The organism is Agromyces sp. NPDC058126 (assembly GCF_042884595.1).
Taxonomy (GTDB): Bacteria; Actinomycetota; Actinomycetes; order Actinomycetales; family Microbacteriaceae; genus Agromyces.
On the sequence record NZ_JBHVTS010000002.1, the window covers coordinates 584,543 to 604,344 of the forward strand.

At 72.7% G+C, this 19,802-nt stretch carries 17 protein-coding genes; 10 read left to right on the forward strand and 7 right to left on the reverse strand.

Annotation, left to right across the window (positions count from 1 at the left end):
* Nucleotides 1-15 precede the first annotated feature (15 nt).
* Together ACFVTR_RS07930 and ACFVTR_RS07935 are read left to right on the forward strand one after the other, a co-directional pair.
* Entirely contained in the window at nt 16-1,644 is a 1,629-nt protein-coding gene (locus ACFVTR_RS07930) for a molybdopterin-dependent oxidoreductase (protein WP_387036251.1), read from the forward strand.
* Between the two features lie 159 nt (nt 1,645-1,803).
* Nucleotides 1,804-2,115 carry a GIY-YIG nuclease family protein gene (locus ACFVTR_RS07935; RefSeq protein WP_387036253.1) on the forward strand — a complete coding sequence of 104 codons (312 nt, stop codon included), beginning with the start codon at nt 1,804-1,806 and terminating at the stop codon, nt 2,113-2,115.
* A gap of 167 nt (nt 2,116-2,282) precedes the next feature.
* Here the strand turns inward: ACFVTR_RS07935 and ACFVTR_RS07940 are convergent, their stop codons facing one another.
* Genes ACFVTR_RS07940 through ACFVTR_RS07950 form a run of 3 tightly spaced genes read right to left on the reverse strand, consistent with a single transcriptional unit; the run spans nt 2,283 to nt 6,552 of the window.
* Entirely contained in the window at nt 2,283-4,016 is a 1,734-nt protein-coding gene (locus tag ACFVTR_RS07940; protein WP_387036254.1) for an amidase, read from the reverse strand.
* Nucleotides 4,013-5,047: an agmatine/peptidylarginine deiminase gene (locus ACFVTR_RS07945; protein ID WP_387036256.1), complete on the reverse strand. Its 1,035-nt coding sequence runs from the start codon at nt 5,045-5,047 to the stop codon at nt 4,013-4,015. Before ACFVTR_RS07945 ends, ACFVTR_RS07940 begins: the two co-directional genes overlap by 4 nt.
* Nucleotides 5,044-6,552: a purine-cytosine permease family protein gene (locus ACFVTR_RS07950; RefSeq protein WP_387036258.1), complete on the reverse strand. Its 1,509-nt coding sequence runs from the start codon at nt 6,550-6,552 to the stop codon at nt 5,044-5,046. Before ACFVTR_RS07950 ends, ACFVTR_RS07945 begins: the two co-directional genes overlap by 4 nt.
* A 105-nt stretch (nt 6,553-6,657) precedes the next feature.
* On the opposite strand from ACFVTR_RS07950, the gene ACFVTR_RS07955 reads away from it, so the two are divergent.
* Nucleotides 6,658-7,302, forward strand: coding sequence for a TetR/AcrR family transcriptional regulator (locus ACFVTR_RS07955; protein WP_387036260.1), 645 nt, complete (start codon nt 6,658-6,660; stop codon nt 7,300-7,302).
* 26 nt (nt 7,303-7,328) lie between these two features.
* Here ACFVTR_RS07955 and ACFVTR_RS07960 read toward each other — a convergent pair whose 3' ends face one another.
* Nucleotides 7,329-7,718, reverse strand: a complete 390-nt coding sequence (locus ACFVTR_RS07960) for an MmcQ/YjbR family DNA-binding protein (protein WP_387036261.1) — start codon at nt 7,716-7,718, stop codon at nt 7,329-7,331.
* Between the two features lie 127 nt (nt 7,719-7,845).
* On the opposite strand from ACFVTR_RS07960, the gene ACFVTR_RS07965 reads away from it, so the two are divergent.
* The gene (locus tag ACFVTR_RS07965) at nt 7,846-11,613 is read left to right on the forward strand and encodes a TM0106 family RecB-like putative nuclease (protein WP_387036263.1); all 3,768 of its coding nucleotides are present in this window, start codon (nt 7,846-7,848) and stop codon (nt 11,611-11,613) included.
* Here ACFVTR_RS07965 and ACFVTR_RS07970 read toward each other — a convergent pair.
* Complete coding sequence (locus tag ACFVTR_RS07970) at nt 11,558-12,016, reverse strand: PPOX class F420-dependent oxidoreductase (RefSeq protein ID WP_387036264.1); 459 nt, start codon at nt 12,014-12,016, stop codon at nt 11,558-11,560. The genes ACFVTR_RS07965 and ACFVTR_RS07970 overlap by 56 nt on opposite strands.
* A gap of 165 nt (nt 12,017-12,181) precedes the next feature.
* On the opposite strand from ACFVTR_RS07970, the gene ACFVTR_RS07975 reads away from it, so the two are divergent.
* The 5 genes from ACFVTR_RS07975 to ACFVTR_RS07995 all read left to right on the forward strand — a co-directional run bounded on the left by ACFVTR_RS07975 (nt 12,182) and on the right by ACFVTR_RS07995 (nt 16,932).
* Nucleotides 12,182-12,415, forward strand: coding sequence for a glutaredoxin family protein (locus ACFVTR_RS07975; protein ID WP_387036601.1), 234 nt, complete (start codon nt 12,182-12,184; stop codon nt 12,413-12,415).
* Nucleotides 12,416-12,522: 107 nt separating this feature from the next.
* On the forward strand, nt 12,523-15,378 hold the full coding sequence (locus ACFVTR_RS07980; RefSeq protein WP_387036265.1) for an AAA family ATPase: 2,856 nt from the start codon (nt 12,523-12,525) through the stop codon (nt 15,376-15,378).
* Between the two features lie 119 nt (nt 15,379-15,497).
* Nucleotides 15,498-15,818: a hypothetical protein gene (locus ACFVTR_RS07985; protein WP_387036266.1), complete on the forward strand. Its 321-nt coding sequence runs from the start codon at nt 15,498-15,500 to the stop codon at nt 15,816-15,818.
* A gap of 24 nt (nt 15,819-15,842) precedes the next feature.
* Nucleotides 15,843-16,265 carry a PIN domain-containing protein gene (locus tag ACFVTR_RS07990; RefSeq protein ID WP_387036268.1) on the forward strand — a complete coding sequence of 141 codons (423 nt, stop codon included), beginning with the start codon at nt 15,843-15,845 and terminating at the stop codon, nt 16,263-16,265.
* Between the two features lie 127 nt (nt 16,266-16,392).
* The gene (locus ACFVTR_RS07995; RefSeq protein WP_387036270.1) at nt 16,393-16,932 is read left to right on the forward strand and encodes a hypothetical protein; all 540 of its coding nucleotides are present in this window, start codon (nt 16,393-16,395) and stop codon (nt 16,930-16,932) included.
* Between the two features lie 57 nt (nt 16,933-16,989).
* Here the strand turns inward: ACFVTR_RS07995 and ACFVTR_RS08000 are convergent, their stop codons facing one another.
* Nucleotides 16,990-17,994 (reverse strand): LLM class F420-dependent oxidoreductase, encoded by a 1,005-nt coding sequence (locus tag ACFVTR_RS08000; protein ID WP_387036271.1) that lies wholly within the window; start codon nt 17,992-17,994, stop codon nt 16,990-16,992.
* Nucleotides 17,995-18,144: 150 nt separating this feature from the next.
* On the opposite strand from ACFVTR_RS08000, the gene ACFVTR_RS08005 reads away from it, so the two are divergent.
* Nucleotides 18,145-18,489, forward strand: a complete 345-nt coding sequence (locus ACFVTR_RS08005; RefSeq protein WP_376943632.1) for a hypothetical protein — start codon at nt 18,145-18,147, stop codon at nt 18,487-18,489.
* 90 nt (nt 18,490-18,579) lie between these two features.
* Here the strand turns inward: ACFVTR_RS08005 and ACFVTR_RS08010 are convergent, their stop codons facing one another.
* The gene (locus ACFVTR_RS08010) at nt 18,580-19,779 is read right to left on the reverse strand and encodes a hypothetical protein (RefSeq protein ID WP_387036273.1); all 1,200 of its coding nucleotides are present in this window, start codon (nt 19,777-19,779) and stop codon (nt 18,580-18,582) included.
* Nucleotides 19,780-19,802 lie beyond the last annotated feature (23 nt).

Below are 19,802 nucleotides of genomic sequence, written 5' to 3' on the forward strand. Positions count from 1 at the left end.
GCGTACGCTGAACCCATGAGCGAGGCACGCTCCCGAACCGGCCAGTGGATGCTCCCGGCCGCCGCCGGCGTCGGCGCGGCCGTCTTCGGGGCGGGGCTCGGGGAGCTGACCGCCGCGATCATCGCTCCCGAGTCGAGCCCGTTCGTGGTGATCGGCGCGGCGCTCATCGACCTCGCACCGCCGTGGGCGAAGGACACGGCGATCGCACTCTTCGGCACCGGCGACAAGCCGGCGCTGCTCATCGGCATCGGCCTCGTGCTGCTCATCGCCTCGGCCGCCGCAGGGGTGCTCGAATCGCGGCGACCGCCGTGGGGCCAGGTCGTGCTCGGACTGTTCGGGGTGGCCGGCGCGCTGGCCGCGGTGACACGGGCGAATGCGGCGATGCTCGCCATGGCGCCGTCGCTCGTCGCGGGGGTGGCAGCCGTCGCGGCGCTGCGGCTGCTGATCGGGCGGTGGCGTCGACGCGGTGCGGACGCGCCGGCCGGGGCCCGCGCCTCGGCCGACGGCGACGCAGCCGACCGAGACGACTCGGGCGCCGGGGCCGGAGCCGACACCGCGGGCGAGCCCGCGACCGGCGCGACGCGGCGCGGCTTTCTGGTGTGGGCCGGCGGCGCTGCGGCGATCGGCGTGCTCGCGGCGGTCGCGGGTTCGGCACTGCGCGCAGGAGGGCGTGCGCTGACCGCCGTGCGCGACGCGATCAGGCTTCCGGCGCCGGCGACGACCGCGTCGGTGCCCGCGGGCGCGGAGCTCGGCATCGACGGCCTCGCCCCCGTCATCACCCCGAACGCGGAGTTCTACCGCATCGACACCGCCCTCGCGGTCCCGCTCGTCGACCCGGCCGAGTGGCGCCTGCGCATCCACGGGATGGTCGAGCGAGAGGTCGAGCTCACGTGGGACGAGCTGCTCGCCCTCCCCCTCGACGAGAGCATCACGACGCTCGCGTGCGTCTCGAACGAGGTGGGCGGCAGTCTCATCGGCAACGCGGTGTGGCTGGGGCACCCGATTCGCGAACTGCTCGCGCGTGCCCGCCCGCTCGCGGACGCCGACATGGTGCTCTCGCGCAGCGCCGACGGGTTCACCGCGTCGACGCCGCTCGAGGTGCTGCAGGACGACCGCGCGGCGATCCTCGCGGTCGGCATGAACGGCGAGCCGCTGCCGATCGAGCACGGGTTCCCGGTGCGCATGGTCGTACCCGGCCTCTACGGCTACGTCTCGGCGACGAAGTGGGTGGTCGAGCTCGAGGTGACCCGATTCGACGCCGTCAACGCCTACTGGACCGACCGCGGCTGGAGCGCCCGCGGCCCGATCAAGCTGTCGTCGCGCATCGACGTGCCGCGCGGCGGGCAGCCCGTGGAGGCCGGCACGGCCGTGCTCGCCGGCGTCGCCTGGCACCAGCACGTCGGCATCGACGCGGTCGAGGTGCAGCTCGACGACGGCGAGTGGCGCCCCGCGACGCTCGCGACCGCGATCTCGGACGACACGTGGGTGCAGTGGCACTACGAATGGCCGGATGCCACGCCGGGCACCCACACCGCCCGCGTGCGCGCGACCGGCGCCGACGGCGAGGTGCAGACGTCGAAGGAGCAGGGCGTCGTGCCCGACGGCGCCACCGGTCTCCACGAGATCACCTTCGACGTCGCCTGAGCACTCCGCCCCGGTGGTTGAGGAGCGCCGGCGCGAAGCGACGACGCGTCTCGAAACCACGAACGACGACTACTCCCCCACAGACGGCACGTCCGCACCCGCGCACACGGTCGGCGCACGAAGGCATACGCAGACGCCCGTGTCCGAGACGATCTTCGGATGCCGCACGTCTACATCCTGGAATGCGCCGACGGATCGACGTACGTCGGCAGTACCACAGACCTCGAACGTCGCCTCGAGCAGCATCGTCGTGGCGAAGGAGCGGCGTACACCCGGCGACGCCTCCCGGTGCGTCTCGTCTTCAGCCAGGAGTGCTCGCGAATCGATGAGGCTTTCGCGATGGAGAAGCGTGTGCAGGGTTGGAGCCGTGCGAAGCGTCGGGCGCTCATCGAGGGTCGCCTCGGCGACCTGCCGGCGCTCTCGGCGAGGCGACGCCGACGCGAAGGCGGGTTGCTGCACCCCGGTGGTTGAGGTGTGCCCCCGGTGGTTGAGGAGGCCCGGCGCGAAGCGACAACGCGTCTCGAAACCGGGGCAATCAGGTCTCGAGATCGACCTACCCGGTTTCGAGACGCGTCCGACTCCGTCGGGCGCTCCTCAACCCACGGCACCTCTGCCCGGTTACGAGACGCGTCCGACGGCTACGAGAGGCGCGGCGTGCGCGGCGGCTCGGTGCGGCGTGCGCCGGTCACCTCGAAGGCGGCGGCGAGCGTCAGCAACGCGGTGTCGTCGTAGGCGCGCCCGGCGAAGGTGAGCCCGACCGGCATCCCGATGTCGGCCATCGTGCCCATCGGCACCGTCACCGTCGGGATACCGAGGTGGCGCGGCACCAGGTTGCCGTTCGACACCCACACGCCGTTGCGCCAGCCCAGGTCGGCCGAGGCCTCGTTCACGTCCATGTCGGCGGGGCCGACGTCGGCCGCGGCCGGGAAGACGACCGCGTCGAGGCCGAGCCCGTCCATCCACTCTTCGAGGTCGACGCGGCGGGTCTCCTCGAGCCCGCGGAGCCCCGCCTCGAGCTCGGGGATCTCGGCGACGGACGCGTACGGGTGCTCGCGCACCTGCGCCGGATACGTCACGATGTCGTCGTCGAAGCCCGTGTAGCGGTCGGGAAGCGCGCCCTCGGGGTGCGGGAAGATCGACGCCCCGTCGACGTCGGCGAGCGTCGAGAGGTTCGGGTCGCCGTTCGCCGCGAGGAAGTCGTCCCACGCCCACGCCGAGAGGTCGATGATCTCGCGGTGCAGGTACTCGGGCGAGACGAGACCGCGGGTCTCGATCGTCGGGGCGCCCGGCCGGTCGCCCTCGTAGTTCGACACCACGGGGAAGTCGACCTCGACCACCTCGGCACCGGCCGCCTCGAGGTCGCGGCGCGCCGCCTCCCACAGGGCGATGACCGACGCACGGGTCTCGATACGCTGCCCTGTCGGGCCGCCGATGCCGACGTGCTCGCCCGTGCCGGCGAGCGGGTCGGCGTTGACGTACATCGCGGGCACCCCGAACCGCTTGCCGGCGAGCGCGCCGCGCGCGGCCGAGGCATCCGCGGCGTTCAGCGCCGGGTACGACGCGGGCCGCACCTCCGACGCCGCCGGCAGCGCCACCCACGGCTGCGCGCGCCAGAAGTCGCCGCGCGTCTCGGCGTCGTCGGCGACGATGACGTCGAGCACTTCGAGCAGGTCGGCCATGCTGCGCGTGTGGGGCACGACGACATCCATCGTCGGCACGAGCGGCCAGTTGCCGCGGGTCGAGATCACACCGCGCGAGGGCGTGTACGCGCACAGCGCGTTGTTCGACGCAGGCGCCCGCCCGCTCGACCAGGTCTCCTCGCCGAGCCCGAACGCCGCGAACGACGCCGCCGTGGCGGTGCCCGAGCCGTTCGACGATCCCGAGCCGAACGCCGCGGTCAGGTACTCGGCGTTGTACGGGCTCTCGGCTCGGCCGTAGACGCCCCGCTGCATGCCGCCGTTCGCCATCGGGGGCATGTTCGTGAGCCCGATGAGCACCGCACCCGCCGCGCGCAGGCGCTCGATCGTGAACGCGTCGCGCTGCGCGACGAGGTCCTTGAACGCGGGCGAACCCGACGCCGCGGTCAGTCCGCGAGCGAGGTAGCTGTCCTTCGCGGTGTACGGGATCCCGTCGAGCGGCCCGAGCCCCTCGCCGCGGGCGCGGCGGGCATCGGAGGCCTCTGCGTCGGCCCGCGCCTCGGGGTTCATGACGACGAGCGCGTTGAGCGCCGTCGCCGTGCCCGGCGCGTCGTACGCCGCGATGCGGTCGAGGTACGCGTCGAGCAGCTCCACCGAGGTGGTCTCGCCGCGCTCGAGCGCCGCGCGCAGCGACGCGATCGACGCCTCGACGACGTCGAACGACCCGACGCTCATCGGGCGACCGCCGGCTGCTGCTGGGTGATGCAGTGGATGCCGCCGCCGCCGGCGAAGATCTGGCGGGCGTCGACCGTCACGGCACGCCGGCCCGGGTAGACCGCCTCGAGGATCTCGCGCGCCGTGGCATCCGCCTCGTCGTCGCCGAAACCGCACGCGATGACGCCGCCGTTCACGACCAGGTGGTTGACGTAGCTGTAGTCGACGAACTCGTCGTCGACGCGGATCGTCGACGGCGCCGGGATCTCGACGACCTCGAGGGTGCGCCCCGCGGCATCCGTCGCCGACGAGAGCAGCGCGACGATCTCGCGGCTGACCTCGAAGTCGGGGTGCTCGGGGTTGCGCTGCGAGTGCACGAGCACCGTGCCGGGCGAGGTCAGCGTCGCGACGATGTCGACGTGCCCGTTCGTGCCGAAGTCGTCGTAGTCGCGGGTGAGTCCGCGGGGCAGCCAGATCGCCTTCGTCGCGCCGATCGTGCGCGCCATCTCGGCCTCGACGCGGCGCTTGTCGGCGTAGGGGTTGCGGCGCGGGTCGAGCTGCACCGTCTCGGTGAGCAGCACCGTGCCCTCGCCGTCGACGTGGATGCCGCCGCCCTCGTTCACGAGCGCGCTCGAGACGACCTCGGCGCCGACGCGCTCGGCGACGAAGCGGGCGTGCTCGGCCGACTTCTCGAAGGTCGCCCACCCGCGGTCGCCCCAGCCGTTGAAGGTCCAGTCGACGGCACCGAGCACGCCGGGGCGCTCGTCGTCGACCACGAAGGTGGGGCCGTGGTCGCGCATCCAGAACTCGTCGACGGGGCACTCGACGACCTCGACCCGCGGGTCGAGCAGCTCGCGGGCGGCCTCGAGCGCGCTCTGGTCGACGAGGATCGTCACCGGCTCGAACTCGACGACCGCGTTCGCCACCGCGGCCCACGCCCCGAAGGTCGCAGCCGTCTCCTCGGGCGAGGAGTCGACGACGTTGTCGGCCACCGGGAACGCCATCCAGGTGCGCTCGTGCGGTGCGGTTTCAGAGGGCATGCGCCAGCTCATGCGAGGGTCTCCATTTCGACGGGTGCGGATGCCCGGGCATCCGAGTACTGGATATCACGTGCTGCTCCGGGGCGCAGCAGCGGGTGCTTGAACGGCGTGGTCGTGGTCCAGAGCAGCGCGTACACGCCGCCGCCGATGACGGGGGCGAGCAGCGCCGAGAGGTCGGCGCCGCCGAGTGCGGTCGCGATGGGCCCGACGTAGAGCGTGGTGTTCGCCATCATGACGGCGACGACGGTGCCGACGAGCTGGGCGACGACGCCCGGCCAGAAGAAGCCGCCCGAGTACCAGAACGGGCTGCCGGGGCGTTCGTCGTTCAGCGCGATGCCGTCGTACTGGTTGCGACGCACGATGATGTCGACCGCGTAGATCGCGACGAGCGGGCCGAGCACCGTGACGCTGAGCTCGAGCGCGTACTCCATCGTCTCGAGGAATCCGGGCGAGAGGAACACGAGCCAGGCTGCGGCCGCGGTCGCGAGCGCGCCGGTGACGACGACCGTGGTGGCGCGGTGGACCTTGAACCCGAGCCCCTGCGCGTAGAGGCCGGTCGAGTACGCGACGAGCACGTTGTTCGAGATCGAGCCGAGGATGACGATGCCGAGGAAGACCGGCGTGAACCACGCGGGCACGATCTCGCCGATCGTGAGCTGCGGGTCGGTCATGTCGATCGCGGTGCCGGCGATCACGCCGAGCGAGCCGATCAGCACCGCGGGGATGAAGCCGCCCAGGGCCGTCCACCAGATGATGCCCTGCTTCGACGCGGTGTTCGGCAGGTAGCGGGCGTAGTCGGCGCCGGTGCCCCACGACAGCGGGCCCGACGAGACGATCGCGTAGCCGAGCAGCGCCATCGCCCAGTGCTCGCCGACCGGCAGCTCGACCGGCGTGTAGGCGAAGTCGGCGGCCTGCAGCACGAACACAGCGAGCACGATGAAGGCCACGGCGAGCGCGGCCGAGAAGTACGGCGCGAGCTTCATGATCGTCGCGTGGCCGTAGACGCCGAAGATGAAGCTCGCGACGGCGACGACGCCGAGCACGGCCCATTCGGTGCCGACAGGCAGGGCGACGCCGAGCAGGTCGAGCAGTGCGAGCGAGGCGAAGGTCGCGACGGCGATGTTGATGATCTCGTAGAAGAGGCCGATGAGCACGCCGAGGCCGCCGCCGAAGATGCGGTTGCCGCGGATTCCGAACATCGCCCGCATGATCGTGACGCTCGGCGTGCCCGAGGCGGGGCCGCTGATCGCGAGCCAGCCGACGGCGATCCACCAGAGGTTGCCGATCACGGTGATCGCGAGCGCCTCCCACACCGAGAGGCCGAGGAGGATCAGGATGCCGCCGAAGGCGAAGTAGAGGTAGTTGACGTTCGCGCTCGCCCACACCCAGAAGAGCGAGGAGGGGCGGCCATGCCGTTCGGCGGCCGGCACCACGTCGATGCCGCGGGTCTCGATGCGACCCGCACGATCGGATGCCGCGGGGTGGGTCATCGGGGCGGGGATGGCGTCGTTGCTCATCGTTGAGGCTCGTCTCGGTGGGGGCTCGGGAGGAGAGTTTGGCTTGGGACTCATTTATTGACCATGCGATCAATAATGTGGCGAGACTACATACAATGGGGAATCATGTCAACGCCGACCCGTGTCCGCGCCGCCCGCAAGTCGCCCGCCGAGCGCGCCGACGACATCGCCCGCGCCGCCCGCGACCTCGCCCTCGAGCAGGGCCTGTCGGCCGTGACGCTGCGCGCCGTGGCCGCCGCAGCCGGTGTCGCCCCGGCACTCGTCGCCCACTACGTGCCGAGCATGGAGGCGCTCATCGCCCGCACCTTCTCGACCGTCGTCTCGGCCGAGATCACCGAGTTCGAGGCGATGCTCGCGACCGTCGACGGGCCGCGCGCGCAGCTCGGCGAACTCATCCGCACCGTGCTCGACGGAACCCGCGACGACGTCACCGTCGTGTGGGTCGAGGCCTGGGCGCTCGGCCGCCGCAACGAGACCCTCGCGCACGCGGTGCGCGCGGAGATGGACGCCTGGCAGGCGATCCTGCAGGAGGTCGTCGAAGCCGGCGTGCGCTCGGGCGACTTCGAGACCACGGATGCCGCGGGCGTCGCCTGGCAGCTCCTCGGCATGGTCGACGGGCTCAACGCCCAGGCGCTCGTGCGCTGGGGCGACACCGCCCACCGCAGCTCGCTCACCCAGCACGCCGTCGAGGGCATGCTCGGCCTCCCCCGCGGCGCGCTCGACGCCCCGGCGTCGACCTCGGTCGACTAGGCGCACGCCGCTCGTCGCGAGACGTCCTACCCGCGCTCGGCGAGCCTGGCCTGCGCGAGCTTCGGCGGAGCCATCACGAGCCAGGCCTCCTCGACGAGCTCGGCCAGCCGTTCGTCGCCGATGCGGTCGAGCCGCGCGAGGATCGCCGGCCACCCGTCGAAGTGCGGGATCGTGAAGAACACCTCGGGGTCCTCGTCGATGAGCGCGAGCTTCTCGTGCTCATCCTCGACGCGGGCGCCCATGATCGGCCCCTGCTGCTCGGCGATGCCGAGGTGGGCGAGATCGGTCTTCCGCAACGGTCGCTCCCAGACGAAGCCCTTGCCGTGCACCCGCCAGTGCGCCGCGCCCCAGCTCACCGCTTCACTCGTGTCGGGCAGCGCGAGCGCGAGGCTGCGCAGCAGCTCCCAGTCGGCCATGGGCGCCACGCTACGCCGTCGGCCGCGGCATCCCCGGCCCCCGAGCTCCGCCGCTCGGTCGCTCCGCAAGCCGATGGATGTCGCACGCTCCCGATACCGTGGGAGCACGCCCGGCGAGAGGAGCTCGATGTATCGGCTGAACGGCTCCGTCGTGACGAGCGCGAGCGACCTCAAGAAGGCGAGCGACTGCGAGTTCGCGTTCCTGCGCGAGCTCGATGTCAAGCTCGGGCGCGACACGCTGTTCGCTCCCCTCGACGACCCGATGCTGCGCCGTGCCGGCGAACTCGGCGACGTGCATGAGCTCCATCTTCTCGAGCGCTACCGCGCCGAGTTCGGCGACGGCGTCGTCGAGATCGAGCGCCCCGACGTGCGCGACGACGAGGCGGTGGCCGCCGCCGTCGAGGCGACGATCGCCGCCTTCCGCGCGGGGGCGCCCGTGGTCTTCCAGGCGACCTTCAGCGACGAGCCGGTGCCGGGGCAGGGGTTCATCGGCTTCGCCGACTTCATCGTGCGGCGGCCCGACGGGCGGTACCGCGTGCAGGATGCGAAGCTCGCGCGCCGGGCACGGGTGACGGCGCTCCTCCAGCTCGCCGCGTACGCCGAACAGCTGCGCCGCCTCGAGGTGCCGCTCGACGACACCGTCGAGCTGCTGCTCGGCGACGGCTCGGTGAGCGCGCACCGACTCGACGACATCCTGCCCGTGTACCGCGAGCGCGCCGGCCGCCTGCAGCGCATCGTGGCCGATCGCGCCGCCGACGACGGCCCGGTCGCCTGGGGCGACCCGCGCTACACCCACGACGGTCGATGCCCGACGTGCGAGCTCGAGGTGCAGGCGCATCGCGACGTGCTCATGGTCGGAGGCATGCGGGTCACCCAGCGCGAGCCGCTCGCTGCGGGCGGCATCACGACGATCGACGAGCTCGCGGCCTCGACCGGGCCGGTGCCCCACGTGATGGAGGCGACGCTCGACAACCTGCGCGCCCAGGCGCGGCTGCAGCTGCAGGCCGAGGCCGAGGCGAGCGCTGCCGTCGCGTCGGGCGCCTGGCGCGAGGGCGACCCGCCGCTGCCGCCGCCCGTCGGCGTTCGCGATGCCCGCGCCATCGCGGCGATCCCCGAGCCGAGCCCGGGCGACCTGTTCTTCGACTTCGAGGGTGATCCGCTCTACACCGAGGGCGACGGCACCAGCTGGAACCTCGACTACCTGTGGGGCATGGTCGACACCGACGAGACCTTCACGGCATTCTGGGCGCACTCCTTCGCCGAGGAGCGCGAGGCCCTGCTGCAGTTCCTCGAACTCGTGAAGCTGCGCCGTCAGGTGCACCCCGGGCTGCACATCTTCCACTACGCGAGCTACGAGCGCACCCACCTCACTGCCATCGCCGCCCGGCACGGCGTCGGCGAGGCCGAGGTCGACCAACTGCTCGCCGACGGCGTGCTCGTCGACCTCTACCCGATCGTGAAGCGCGCGGTGCGGGTCGGCAGCCGCTCGTACTCCATCAAGAAGCTCGAACCGCTCTACATGGGGTCCGAGCTGCGCGAGGCCGACGTGAAGTCGGGCGCCGACTCGATCACCGAGTACGTGCGCGCGAGCGAGCTGCGTTCGACCGCGGCCGCGACGGGCGACGAGGTGGCAGCCGACGAGGCCGCCCGCATCCTCGCCGACCTCGCCGACTACAACCGCTACGACTGCGTCTCGACCCTGCGGCTGCGCGACTGGCTGCTCGCCGTCGGCGCACGCGAAGGCATCCGGCCCGTGGCCGCGTCGATGCTCGCCGACCGCGCCGAGGGCAAGGTCTACGAGGCCTCGCCGCTCGCGCTCCAGCTCAGGGCGATCGTGCGCGAGCGCGACGAGCAGGCGGCGGCGACCCCGGGCAGCCACGCGGTCGGCGCGACGGCGCGCGACGCCGACACCGAGGCGCTCGCCCTCGCCTCAGCCGCCATCGACTACCACGCCCGAGAGGCGAAGAGCTTCTGGTGGTCGCACTACCTCCGCTGCGATCAGCCGCTCGAGACCTGGGAGGAGCATCGCGACGTGCTCGTCGTCGATCCCGCGGGCTCTCGAGCGGTGGGCCGGTGGTACGAGGAGCCCCGTTGGCAGAGCGCACGGCGCGAGCTGCAGCTCGACGGCCGGGTCGCCCCCGGCTCGCGGTTCAGCGTCGGGGGCGACGTGTTCCTGCTCTACGACTGGCCGGCGCCGTTCCCCTCGCAGTCGACCCGACCGGGCCAGCGGGCGTGGTCGAACGCGACCGTCGTCGAGGTCACCGACGAGGGCGTCCGCGTCGAGGAGCGCGGCCAGCCCGGCATCACCTGGACCGAGCTCCCCATCGCGATCGCGCCGGGCGCACCGCCCCGTGCCGACGCCCTGCGCGAGGCGATCGCCGAGTGGGCGGCGCCGATTCCCGCCCGCGTCCCCGAGCTGCCGGCGGGTCCCGCGATGGACGTGCTGCGCCGCAGGCCGCCGCGCGCGGTCGGCGGGCTCGTGCCCCTCGGCGCCGACCACGACTACGTCCCGGCGGTCGTCGAGTCGGTGCGGCGGCTCGATCGTTCGTATCTCGCGGTGCAGGGCCCTCCCGGCACCGGCAAGACCTACCTCGCCGCGCACGTGATCACCGCGCTCGTGCGCGACCACGGCTGGCGCATCGGCGTCGTCGCCCAGTCGCACTCGGTCGTCGAGAACGTGCTCGATGCGGTCGTCGACGCTGGGCTCGACCGCGGGCTCGTCGCGAAGAACCTGAAGGACGCGGGCGATGCGGGCCGCCACGGTTTCACCGCCCTCGCCCGGAAGGACGACATCGCCGCCTTCGCGGGCGACCGCCCGGGCGGCTACGTCGTCGGCGGCACGGCCTGGGACTTCTGCAACGTCCGCCGTGTACCCCGCGGCTCGCTCGACCTGCTCGTCATCGACGAGGCCGGTCAGTTCTCGCTGGCCTCGACGATCGCGGTCTCGGTGTCGGCCACGCGGCTGCTGCTGCTCGGAGACCCGCAGCAGCTGCCGCAGGTGAGCCAGGCCCTCCACCCCGAGCCCGTCGACGCCTCGGCGCTCGGCTGGGTGGCCGACGGCCACGACGTGCTGCCGACCGAGTTCGGTTACTTCCTCGCCGAGAGCCGGCGCATGCACCCGGCCGTCGCCGGCCCGGTCTCCCGGCTCTCGTACGAGGGCGAGCTTCGCTCGCACCCGGTCGCCGAGCGCCGTGCGCTCGACGGCGTCGCGCCCGGGGTGACCCCGGTGCCCGTCGTGCATGAGGGCAATTCGACCTTCTCGCCCGAAGAGGCCGAGTCGGTCGTGCACCTCGTGCGTTCGCTCATCGGCCGCGAGTGGACCGATGCCTCCGACTCGTCGGCCGGGCCGGTCGCCGCGGCACCACGGCCCCTCGAGCAGCGCGACCTCATCGTCGTGACCCCCTACAACGCACAGCTCGCCACCGTCCGAGACGCGCTCGACGCGGCCGGGTTCACCGACGTCCCCGTCGGCACGGTCGACAAGTTCCAGGGCCAGGAGGCGGTCGTCTCGATCGTCTCGCTCGCGGCGTCCTCCGCCGACTCCGCGCCGCGCGGCCTCGAGTTCCTGCTGCTGAAGAACCGGCTCAACGTGGCGATCTCACGGGCGAAGTGGGCCGCGCATCTCGTCTACTCGCCGGGGCTGCTCGAAGGGCTCCCCCACCGTGCTGAAGGCGTCGCGCAGCTCAGTTCGTTCATGCGCCTCGTCGGAGCTGCGGCGCCGCGCCCCGCCGGCCCGCGCGAGTCGGCCATCGCAGAGTTCGACGAGGCCCACTTCGCCGCACCGAGCCCGGCGAAGCTGAGCCGCAGCGCGCGAACCCAGAGCGACACCGCCCACTCGGTCAGTCGCCGAAGTCGAGACGGGTTCCGCCGAGCCGCTCCGGACGCAGTCGGATGACCACCCGGCCCTCGGCCACCGCATCGGCGAAGAACGCGCTCGGGTCGGCGGGACGCGCGGCCTCGGGCACCAGCGACAGCAGCTCGACCCCGACCGCATCGCCGGGCTCGACGGTCGGCGCGGAGACCTCCGCGAGCCCCTCGACCGCGGCGAACGACCAGTGGTCGTCAGCCGAGACGTGCAGCGTCGCCCGCGGGTCGCGCTGCAGGTGCGTCGCCTTCAGACGCGTGCTCGTCGTCGAGAACCGGGCGATGCGCTCCGACGGGTCCCAGCCGTAGAGCATGGTGGTCAGGTGGGGCTGCCCGTCGCGCTTCAGCGTGGCGAGCACGCCGAAGCTCTGGGCGGCGAGCAGGTCGGAGGCTTCGGTCTCGGTGAGCGGCACAGGCCCGGCGTTCTTCGTCATGTCAGGGCGAACCTGCGTCGACGCCGTCGCATTCCGCGGTGTCACACGATGTCGGAAATCCGCGCTCCGGTCTCCCCGAACTCGCACTCGGGAATACCCCAGACCGGTAATGCGTACAGTATCGGTGTGACTTCCTCCTCTGCATCGACCCCTGACCGCATCACGATGTACGGCGCCGCCTGGTGCGGCGACTGCCGTCGCTCGAAGCGACTGCTCGATGGCCGCGGCGTCGACTACGACTACGTCGACCTCGAGGTGAACGTCGAGGCCGCCGACATCGCAAAGTCGATCTCCGGGCGTACGAACATCCCCGTCGTCGTCTTCCCCGACGGCACCCACTTCACCGAGCCGACCGACGACGAACTGGGCGCGAAGCTCGACGCGACGCTCGCCGCGTAGTCGTCGCCACTCGGCGACGGCCCGCCCCGGACCATCCCTCGACTTGGGGGTAGCCCCACGGGGCTGTTCGCTCGACGCCTCCGCGCGTCGCATGGAACACTGGCCGCATGCCACGCGACCTCCGTCGTCTGCATGGGCGAGACCGCGAACTGGCCACGATCTCACGCGAACTCGAGGCCGCGTTCGACGGTGCGACGCGCGTCGTCGTGCTGCACGGCGAGGCCGGCATCGGCAAGACGGCACTCATGGAGGCGGCGGCGCGCTCGACGTCCGAGCGCGCACGGGTGCTCACCGCGCGCAACCTTCCGCTGACGACCAGGATGCCGAACCTCGCCGTCCGCTCCCTGCTCACCCAGGCGGAGGAGGGCGGCTCGCAGCAGGATGGCGTCCGCCCGCCGCTCCCCCTTCGGCTCGACGCCGCGATCGAACGGCTCACGGCCGTCGGACCGGTCGTCATCACCGTCGACGACCTGCAATGGGCCGACGCCGACACGCTCGATGCCCTGATGTTCCTCGCGGGCGGCGCAGAGGATCGCCCGCTCGCGATCCTCACCACCGTTCGCTCGGGCACCGGGCGCCCCGTCGACCGTTGGCGCGCCGACCTGATCCGGCTCCCGGGTGCACGTTCGCTGCAGGTGCGTCCCCTCGATCGCCTCGGCATGCACGACCTGATCGCCGCGCAGCTCGGTGCTCCACCGCACGACGCGCTCGTGCGCGACGTGCTCGACCGAACCGGCGGCAACCCGTATCACGCCAGGCTCCTCATCGACGGCGTCGACCCCGACGCGCTCGCGGCGCCGCCCGCCACGGCGCCCTCGACTTCGGGCGACCTCGGCACCGCCCTGCTGCAGACGTGGGCGACACTGCCCGCCCGCACCCGCGAGCTCACCGTCCTGCTCGCGATCCACGGCAAGCCGATCCGAGCGAGCATCCTCGCCGGGCTCGACCCCGCCTGGCGCGAAGCCGTCGACGAACTCCACCCCGCCCTCGCAACGCACGTGCTCGATCAGGATGAGCGCGGCCGTATGTGGTTCCACCACCCCCTGATCGCCGAGCTCCTCGTCGCCTCGGTGCCCGACGACGAGCTGCGGCGGCAGCACGCGACCCTCGCGCGCGGCGTCGAGCGCCTCATCGAGGTCGACGGCCCGACCCCCGACCGGCTCGTGGATCTCGCCGATCACCTCGCAGCGGCGGGCGACACGGTGGGCTCCTTCGCATCGAGTCGACGGGCGGTGCAGGCGTTGCACGGGCTCGAGCAGACCGCGACGACGTTGCGTCTGGTGCGTCGCTGCGTCGAGTTGGAGCGCGACGAGCCGGCCGTCGTCGACGACCGTCGGGCGCTGCTCACCGAGTGGGCCGCCGCAGCCGCCGACGCCGACGCCGACGCCGACGAGCACGCGGCCGTGCTCGCCCTCCTCGAGTCGGTCGGCGCCGATGAACCGCTCGCTCGTGCCGAGCTGCTCCTGCGGCGGCAGCAGCTCGAGTTCCGCCTCGGCGGCGAACTGAGCACGTCGGCCGCCCTGCGCGAGGTGGTCGAGCTGACCTCCGGCGCACCGGACAGCCGGGAGTACGCGCTCGCGCTCAGCGAGCTGGCGCATACCGAGATCATCGCGCACGATCCGCGCAGTGTCGGACACGCGGCCGAAGCCCTCGACCTCGCCACGCGCCTCGACGACCCCGAGGCGAGAGCGTACGCGCTGGCGGTCACCGCGCAACTCGCCGCCGCGAGGCGCGATGTCGCGGCGGCCTCGCGGCTCGCCGACGAGACCTTCGCGGTCGCGCTGCCGGTGCGGCGGTTCGAACCCGTGACGAGCGCGATCCTCTGGGAGGCGTACTCGATGCCCCGGCATCGGCAGGCCGCCGAGCGCCTCCGCGACTGGCGCGAGCGACTCGCATCCGCCGGGGCGCCGCGGCTCATGATCGCGGCAGTCGCCTGCATCGAAGCGGCCGCGTGGGTGACGATCGGCGCCAGCCCCCAGGTGCGGGAATCACTGAGGATCGTGCGCGCCGATGGAGCCCCCGAGTACATCGAGCTCGCCATGCGCTCGGTCTCCGCCCGGTTCACTGCGCAACAGGGGCGAGTCGACGAGGCCGAAGCCCACCTGCAACGGGCGCGGGAGCGGTTCCCGGCGCCGCCTGCCTACGCGGCGCTCGAGCTCGCCGTCGCCGGGGGCCTTGCGAGCCTCGTGGCCGGGGATCCCGGCGGGGCGCTCGACGCGGTCCGTCCGATGATCGAGCGCGGTCCCGGCGGGCGGAGCTCCGAGTGGCTCGTGCCCCTCGCCGCGCGCGCCCTCGCCGACCGCGCCGCGACCGCGCGCGACGACGGCACCGACCCGGGGGCGGCCCTCGCCGAGCTCGACGCGCTCGAGGCGACGCATCCGCGGGTGCCCCGCCAGACGATGGGCATCTCGTACGAGAGCGATCTCGAGGCGCTCGACGCGCTCTACGTCGCCGAGCGCGCGCGGGCGCGCGGACTGCCCGAGGCCTTCGACCGCTGGGTGGACGCGGCCGACCTCGCGGCCGCCGGCGAGCTGGCCTGGGAGGAGGGGTACGCCTGCCGCCGCGGGGCCGAGCAGGGGCTCATCGACGGCGGCGCACGGCGACGGGTCGGGATCGCGCTGCTCCGGCGCGGCGCCGCGATCGCCCGGCGGACGGAGGCCGAGGGGCTCGCCGACGAGCTCGAGACCCTCGCGCGCTGGGCGCGCATCCGGCTGGACCCCGAGCTCCCGGCGCATGCCACCGCGCCCGACCGCATCGCCGGCGCCGCGCTCACCGCTCGCGAACGCGAACTGCTGCCCTACCTCGTCGACGGGCGCACCTACGCCGAGATCGCCGAGTTGCTGACGATCAGCGAGAAGACGGTGAGCTCGCACGTGTCGAATCTGCTGCGCAAGACCGGCGCGGCCAACCGCGTCGACCTCGCCCGCATGGCGCGCGAGTCGCACGACGCGCGCGAGATCTGAGGGGTTCGCACGCACATCTGAGGGGTCGCCTCGGATGTCGCGCGACCGGCCGCTGCCTAGCGTGAGCGCCGTACGCAGCATTCGGATGCCATCGGCATCGCCCGGAAGGGAGCACCATCATGTCGTCCGTCACCAGAGGCGCAGCCGTCGCCGCAAGTGCGATGCTTCTCGTCGCCCTCGCCGGTTGCGCCGGAACCCCCGCCTCGAGCGAGGCCGAGCTCCATCAGGAACGCACCACCAGGCAGTCCGCGGCGGCTCGCGGCTCGGCCGATCTGCAGGGGGAGCGCCTCGCCGCGCAGGCGGCGGCGCAGGCCGCCGGGCCCGCGGGGGCGGGCACGAGCGCCGCCGAGACGCAGGGGGCACGCCTGGCCGAGTACGCCGAGACTCTTGCCGGCTCGGGCGGCGCGTCGTGGGCCGAGCACCGCGGTATCGAGGACTGAGGCGACGAGTCGGCGAGGTGCGCCGTGCCGAACCAGGCCGGAGCCGAGCTCCTGCTCGACTCGAGCGCGGCGGTGGCGCTCCTCCTGCCGTCCCACGCCGCGCACGCCGCGATCGCGGCGCGAGTCGGCAGGTCGCGGCTCGGACTCGCCGGCCACGCGGCGATCGAGACCTACTCGACACTGACCCGGCTCCCCGCGCAGCATCGCCTTTCGGGCGCTGCGGCCGCGCAGCTCATCACCGACGACTTCTCGGCGAGCCATCAGCTCGATCCCGTGGCGGCGGCGACCGCCGTCGCCCGATTCGCCCAAGCCGACATCACGGGCGGCGCGGTGATCGACGGCCTCGTCGCCCTGGCGGCGATCGACGCCGGCCTCCCGCTCGTCACGTGCGACCGTCGTGCGCTCCTCACCTACTCAGCGCTCGGCGCGCAGGTCGAGTTCGTGTAGCCGCATCGCTCCGCGTCGGGAGCCCGTGAGGAATCATCGGCCCGCCGTTCGGAACGCGTAACAATCGCGCGCGCGGCCCCGAGTCGGCGTAGAACGGAAGCATGCCTTCGATCGCGCGGCGCCCAGCATGACGCTCACCCGCCTGCTGCCGACGCTGCGGCGCTCGATCCCCGATCCGATCGCGCCCGAGCGCTGGCCGGCGGGCACCCGGGTCACGACGACCGACGTCATCGTCGGCGGATTCTCGATGACGCGACTCGCGGAGCGCGACGGCACCCCGCTCGCCCACCTCGCTCCGACGCCTGCTCGGTCGCCCACGGGTGGGCTCGATGTGCGGGTGCGCCATCGCGGGGTCGCGGTCGCGACCGTGCGCGAGGTCGCGGTCGCCGGGGGCGTGCCGCTGGTCTCGATCGACGGCGAGAGCGGCCCGCTTCGGCCCGACTGGGCGGAGGCGCGCCTCATCGGCCGCGTCTCGGTCGCGAAGGTCGTCACGGTGTCGGTGCGGTTCGCGGCCGGCGGATGCCACGCGCTCGCGCAGCTCGAGCTGCCCGCCGATCTCGCGGTGGGCGACCTCATCGCCGTGCCGATCGAGGCGGATCGCGTCACGATCAGCGTCGCCCGGCCCATCGGCCCCGTTCGGCTCGCCGAGCCCGCCCTGCACGGCTGACCCTCCAGCGCGGCGAGCGCCGCCCGCCCGCCCGCCGCGTCAGCGCAGCGCAACGCGTCAGCGCAGCGCCGGAGCGACCTCCGCAGCGAACAGCTCGAGCCCCGAGCGGTCGTACGCCGCCTCCGGCGCGTACAGGATCGCGTAGTCCAGGCCGGCCGAGCGTCGCTCCTCGAGCTTCGCGACGATCTGGTCGGGCGTGCCGACGAGCGCGCCGGGCGGCGTGATGAAGTAGTTCTCGACGTACTTCGCCGCGCCCTCGGCTCCGAGATGCGGGGCCACCCGCGCCTCGATGCGTGCGAGCCGCGCCTCGACATCGGCGGCGGAGGTGCCGACCACGGTGTTGAAGTTCATCGAGCGCGTGATCTCCGAGGCATCCCGGCCGATCGCCTCGCAGTGGCCGCGGAGCACCTCGCCCTTGTGCGCGAACTCCTCCAGCGTGCCGGTGAAGTTCGTGTAGCCGGCGTACTTCGCCGCGATCTTGAGCGTCACCTGCTCGCCGCCGCCCGCGATCCAGAACGGGATGCCGCCGGCCTGCAGCGGTTGCGGCTGCACGATCGCGCCGTCGACCTGGTAGTAGCGGCCGTCGAGGGTCGCCTGTCCGGTGGTCCACGCCTGGCGCATGATCTCGACGCCCTCGCGCAGCATGCCGAGCCGCTCGGGGATCGTCGGGAACCCGTAGCCGTACGCCTCCCACTCGTGCTCGTACCAGCCGCCGCCGATGCCCATCTCGATGCGTCCGCCCGAGATGACGTCGGCGGTCGCCGCGACCTTCGCGAGGTACGCGGGGTTGCGGTAGCCCATGCACGTGCACATCTGCCCGAGGCGCACCCGGGAGGTCGAGGCGGCGAACGCGGCCATGAGGGTCCAGGCCTCGTGGGTCGCCTCGGTCGGCGACGGCACCGGGGTGGTGTGGAAGTGGTCGTACACCCAGATCGACTCGAACGGCGAGTCCGCCGCATCGGCGAACTCGGCGAGGCCGCGCATGGCGGCCCACTGCTCGGCGGGGTCGATGCCGACGAGGTCGTATCGCCAGCCCTGGGGAACGAACATTCCGAAACGCATGGGGAACAGCCTAGGAGAGCGAGCGGCCCCTGCCGGCCGCGCGCACTCGTCCGGATTGCGCGAGCGTGCGCGGAGCCACTCCGTACGGCGCACCGCGTTTCAGCGTCAGCACTGAGGCCGGGCTCCGGGGCGGGGCGTAGCTTCAGCCGAATGAACGGTCAGCTCCACTGCGATTTCGCCGTCGCCGATTTCGACGCGACCGTCGTCGAGACCTGCGACGCACGCCTCATCCGCGTCACTGGTCACGGGCTCGCCCCGTCGGCCGGCTGGCGACTCGAGCTCGTCGCCGCCAACCCCGGCGTCGTGCCGCACCCCGAGAGCCTCTGGCTCGAGATCCGCGAGACTCCGCCCGAAGAGCCCCGCCCGCGCGTGCTCTCCGAAGTGCCCGTCGAGGCCATCATCGAGGACTCGCAGGCCCAGGAGATCGTCGTCCGCTTCCGCTGGCGCGAGGGCTTCCGCCTGCCGCTCCGTGAACGCGTGCCCTCCTTCCGCTGACGTCCGGCGGACATGACGGATGCCACGGGGTTCGCCCCGTGGCATCCGTCATGCGACCCGTGCGTCGTGTGCGCGAGCGCTCGGCGAGCGCTACGCGAGCGCGAAGCGGAGCTCGGCCATCGCCGGCCCCGCCCACACCGTTCCGTCGAGGTCGTCGCTGCGCACCGTGACGACCTTGCCGCCCTTCGAGATGACGAGCAGCGCCAACTGGGGAAGCAGGTCGCCGGCATGGGTGCCGTCGACGAGGGTCTCGCCCGAACCGTGGTCGCTCGCGAACTCGATCGCGCCCGACTCCTGGTCGAGCGTGCCGTTCACCGAGGTGGTGAAGTCGAACCAGAGGGTCTCGACCGCACCGTCGGCCGCTTCCCGGCCGATGGCCGCCAGGTCGCGCTCGACCCGGCCGGCGGTTCCCTCGGTGAGGACGCGCAGGGTCTGCTCGGCCTCGTGCACGTTCAGCTTCGCGAGCTGCAGGCGCAGCGCCTCGTCGACCTCGGCGGGGCCGAGCCGGTCGGGCGAGCCCGGCACCGCGATGACGCGGCGCGAGTTGCGGGTGTTCGCGAGGAAGAGGCTGAGCAGCGGCTCGGCGGCGAACACGAACACGGGCACGCGCTCGTCGGGGTCGCGGGCGAGGAGTTCGCGGCGGGCGATCTCGATGACCCGCTTCGAGTACTGGTCGAGCAGGGTCTTGCGGCCCTCGTCGCCCATCAGGCGGCTCGCGCCGCCCTGGCTCGAGGTGCCGCGGTTCGCGCCGCGCGGCTTGTCTTCGTTCGGCTCGCGGTTGGTGGCCTCGTCGAGGTTGGCGGCGCCCGTCTGGTCGATCTCGAGCTTCGCGGCCCGGTCGGTCGGCGTCGCGTGCCAGAGCGACCACTCGTGCGCCGAGAGCGTCAGCGCGAAGGCCTCCTGGTCTTGACTGGGTGCCCGCAGCAACTGGCCGAGCGTGAAGTGCGAGCCGACGTGCCAGGCGTCGTCGAGCCGGTTCGGCAGCACGAACACCTCGTTGAAGCCGGGGGCGACGAAGATCGCCATCGAGCGTGCGAGGCCGCCCCAGAGGCGCTGGTCGCCGATCACCGCATCGCGCTCGGCGCGGAGCGCCGCCACCTCGGCGGAGGAGGCCCCGTTGGAGCGCACCTGCTCGATGGCCTCGTCGAAGGCACTGCGCGCGGCGACCTCGGAGCGCTCGCGCTCGCTCACGACCGGCGAGGTCGAGAGGTAGACGGTGATCGCGGGATGATGCACGCCCGCAAGGGCCGCGAAATCGGCTGTGGTGGGCAATTCGTAGTGGATGGTCATTCGTATCCTCCCCCGAGATCGCG

Bases quoted from the DNA above. Each gene is read 5' to 3' on its own strand.
- ACFVTR_RS07935 (WP_387036253.1), top strand. From the start codon at position 1,804: ATGCCGCACGTCTACATCCTGGAATGCGCCGACGGATCGACGTACGTC.
- ACFVTR_RS07950 (WP_387036258.1), bottom strand. From the start codon at position 6,552: ATGAGCAACGACGCCATCCCCGCCCCGATGACCCACCCCGCGGCATCC.
- ACFVTR_RS07930 (WP_387036251.1), top strand. From the start codon at position 16: ATGAGCGAGGCACGCTCCCGAACCGGCCAGTGGATGCTCCCGGCCGCC.
- ACFVTR_RS07945 (WP_387036256.1), bottom strand. From the start codon at position 5,047: ATGAGCTGGCGCATGCCCTCTGAAACCGCACCGCACGAGCGCACCTGG.
- ACFVTR_RS07975 (WP_387036601.1), top strand. From the start codon at position 12,182: ATGTACGGCGCCGCCTGGTGCGGCGACTGCCGTCGCTCGAAGCGACTG.
- ACFVTR_RS07960 (WP_387036261.1), bottom strand. From the start codon at position 7,718: ATGGCCGACTGGGAGCTGCTGCGCAGCCTCGCGCTCGCGCTGCCCGAC.
- ACFVTR_RS08010 (WP_387036273.1), bottom strand. From the start codon at position 19,779: ATGACCATCCACTACGAATTGCCCACCACAGCCGATTTCGCGGCCCTT.
- ACFVTR_RS07995 (WP_387036270.1), top strand. From the start codon at position 16,393: ATGACGCTCACCCGCCTGCTGCCGACGCTGCGGCGCTCGATCCCCGAT.
- ACFVTR_RS08000 (WP_387036271.1), bottom strand. From the start codon at position 17,994: ATGCGTTTCGGAATGTTCGTTCCCCAGGGCTGGCGATACGACCTCGTC.
- ACFVTR_RS07970 (WP_387036264.1), bottom strand. From the start codon at position 12,016: ATGACGAAGAACGCCGGGCCTGTGCCGCTCACCGAGACCGAAGCCTCC.
- ACFVTR_RS07955 (WP_387036260.1), top strand. From the start codon at position 6,658: ATGTCAACGCCGACCCGTGTCCGCGCCGCCCGCAAGTCGCCCGCCGAG.
- ACFVTR_RS08005 (WP_376943632.1), top strand. From the start codon at position 18,145: ATGAACGGTCAGCTCCACTGCGATTTCGCCGTCGCCGATTTCGACGCG.
- ACFVTR_RS07985 (WP_387036266.1), top strand. From the start codon at position 15,498: ATGTCGTCCGTCACCAGAGGCGCAGCCGTCGCCGCAAGTGCGATGCTT.
- ACFVTR_RS07965 (WP_387036263.1), top strand. From the start codon at position 7,846: ATGTATCGGCTGAACGGCTCCGTCGTGACGAGCGCGAGCGACCTCAAG.
- ACFVTR_RS07980 (WP_387036265.1), top strand. From the start codon at position 12,523: ATGCCACGCGACCTCCGTCGTCTGCATGGGCGAGACCGCGAACTGGCC.
- ACFVTR_RS07940 (WP_387036254.1), bottom strand. From the start codon at position 4,016: ATGAGCGTCGGGTCGTTCGACGTCGTCGAGGCGTCGATCGCGTCGCTG.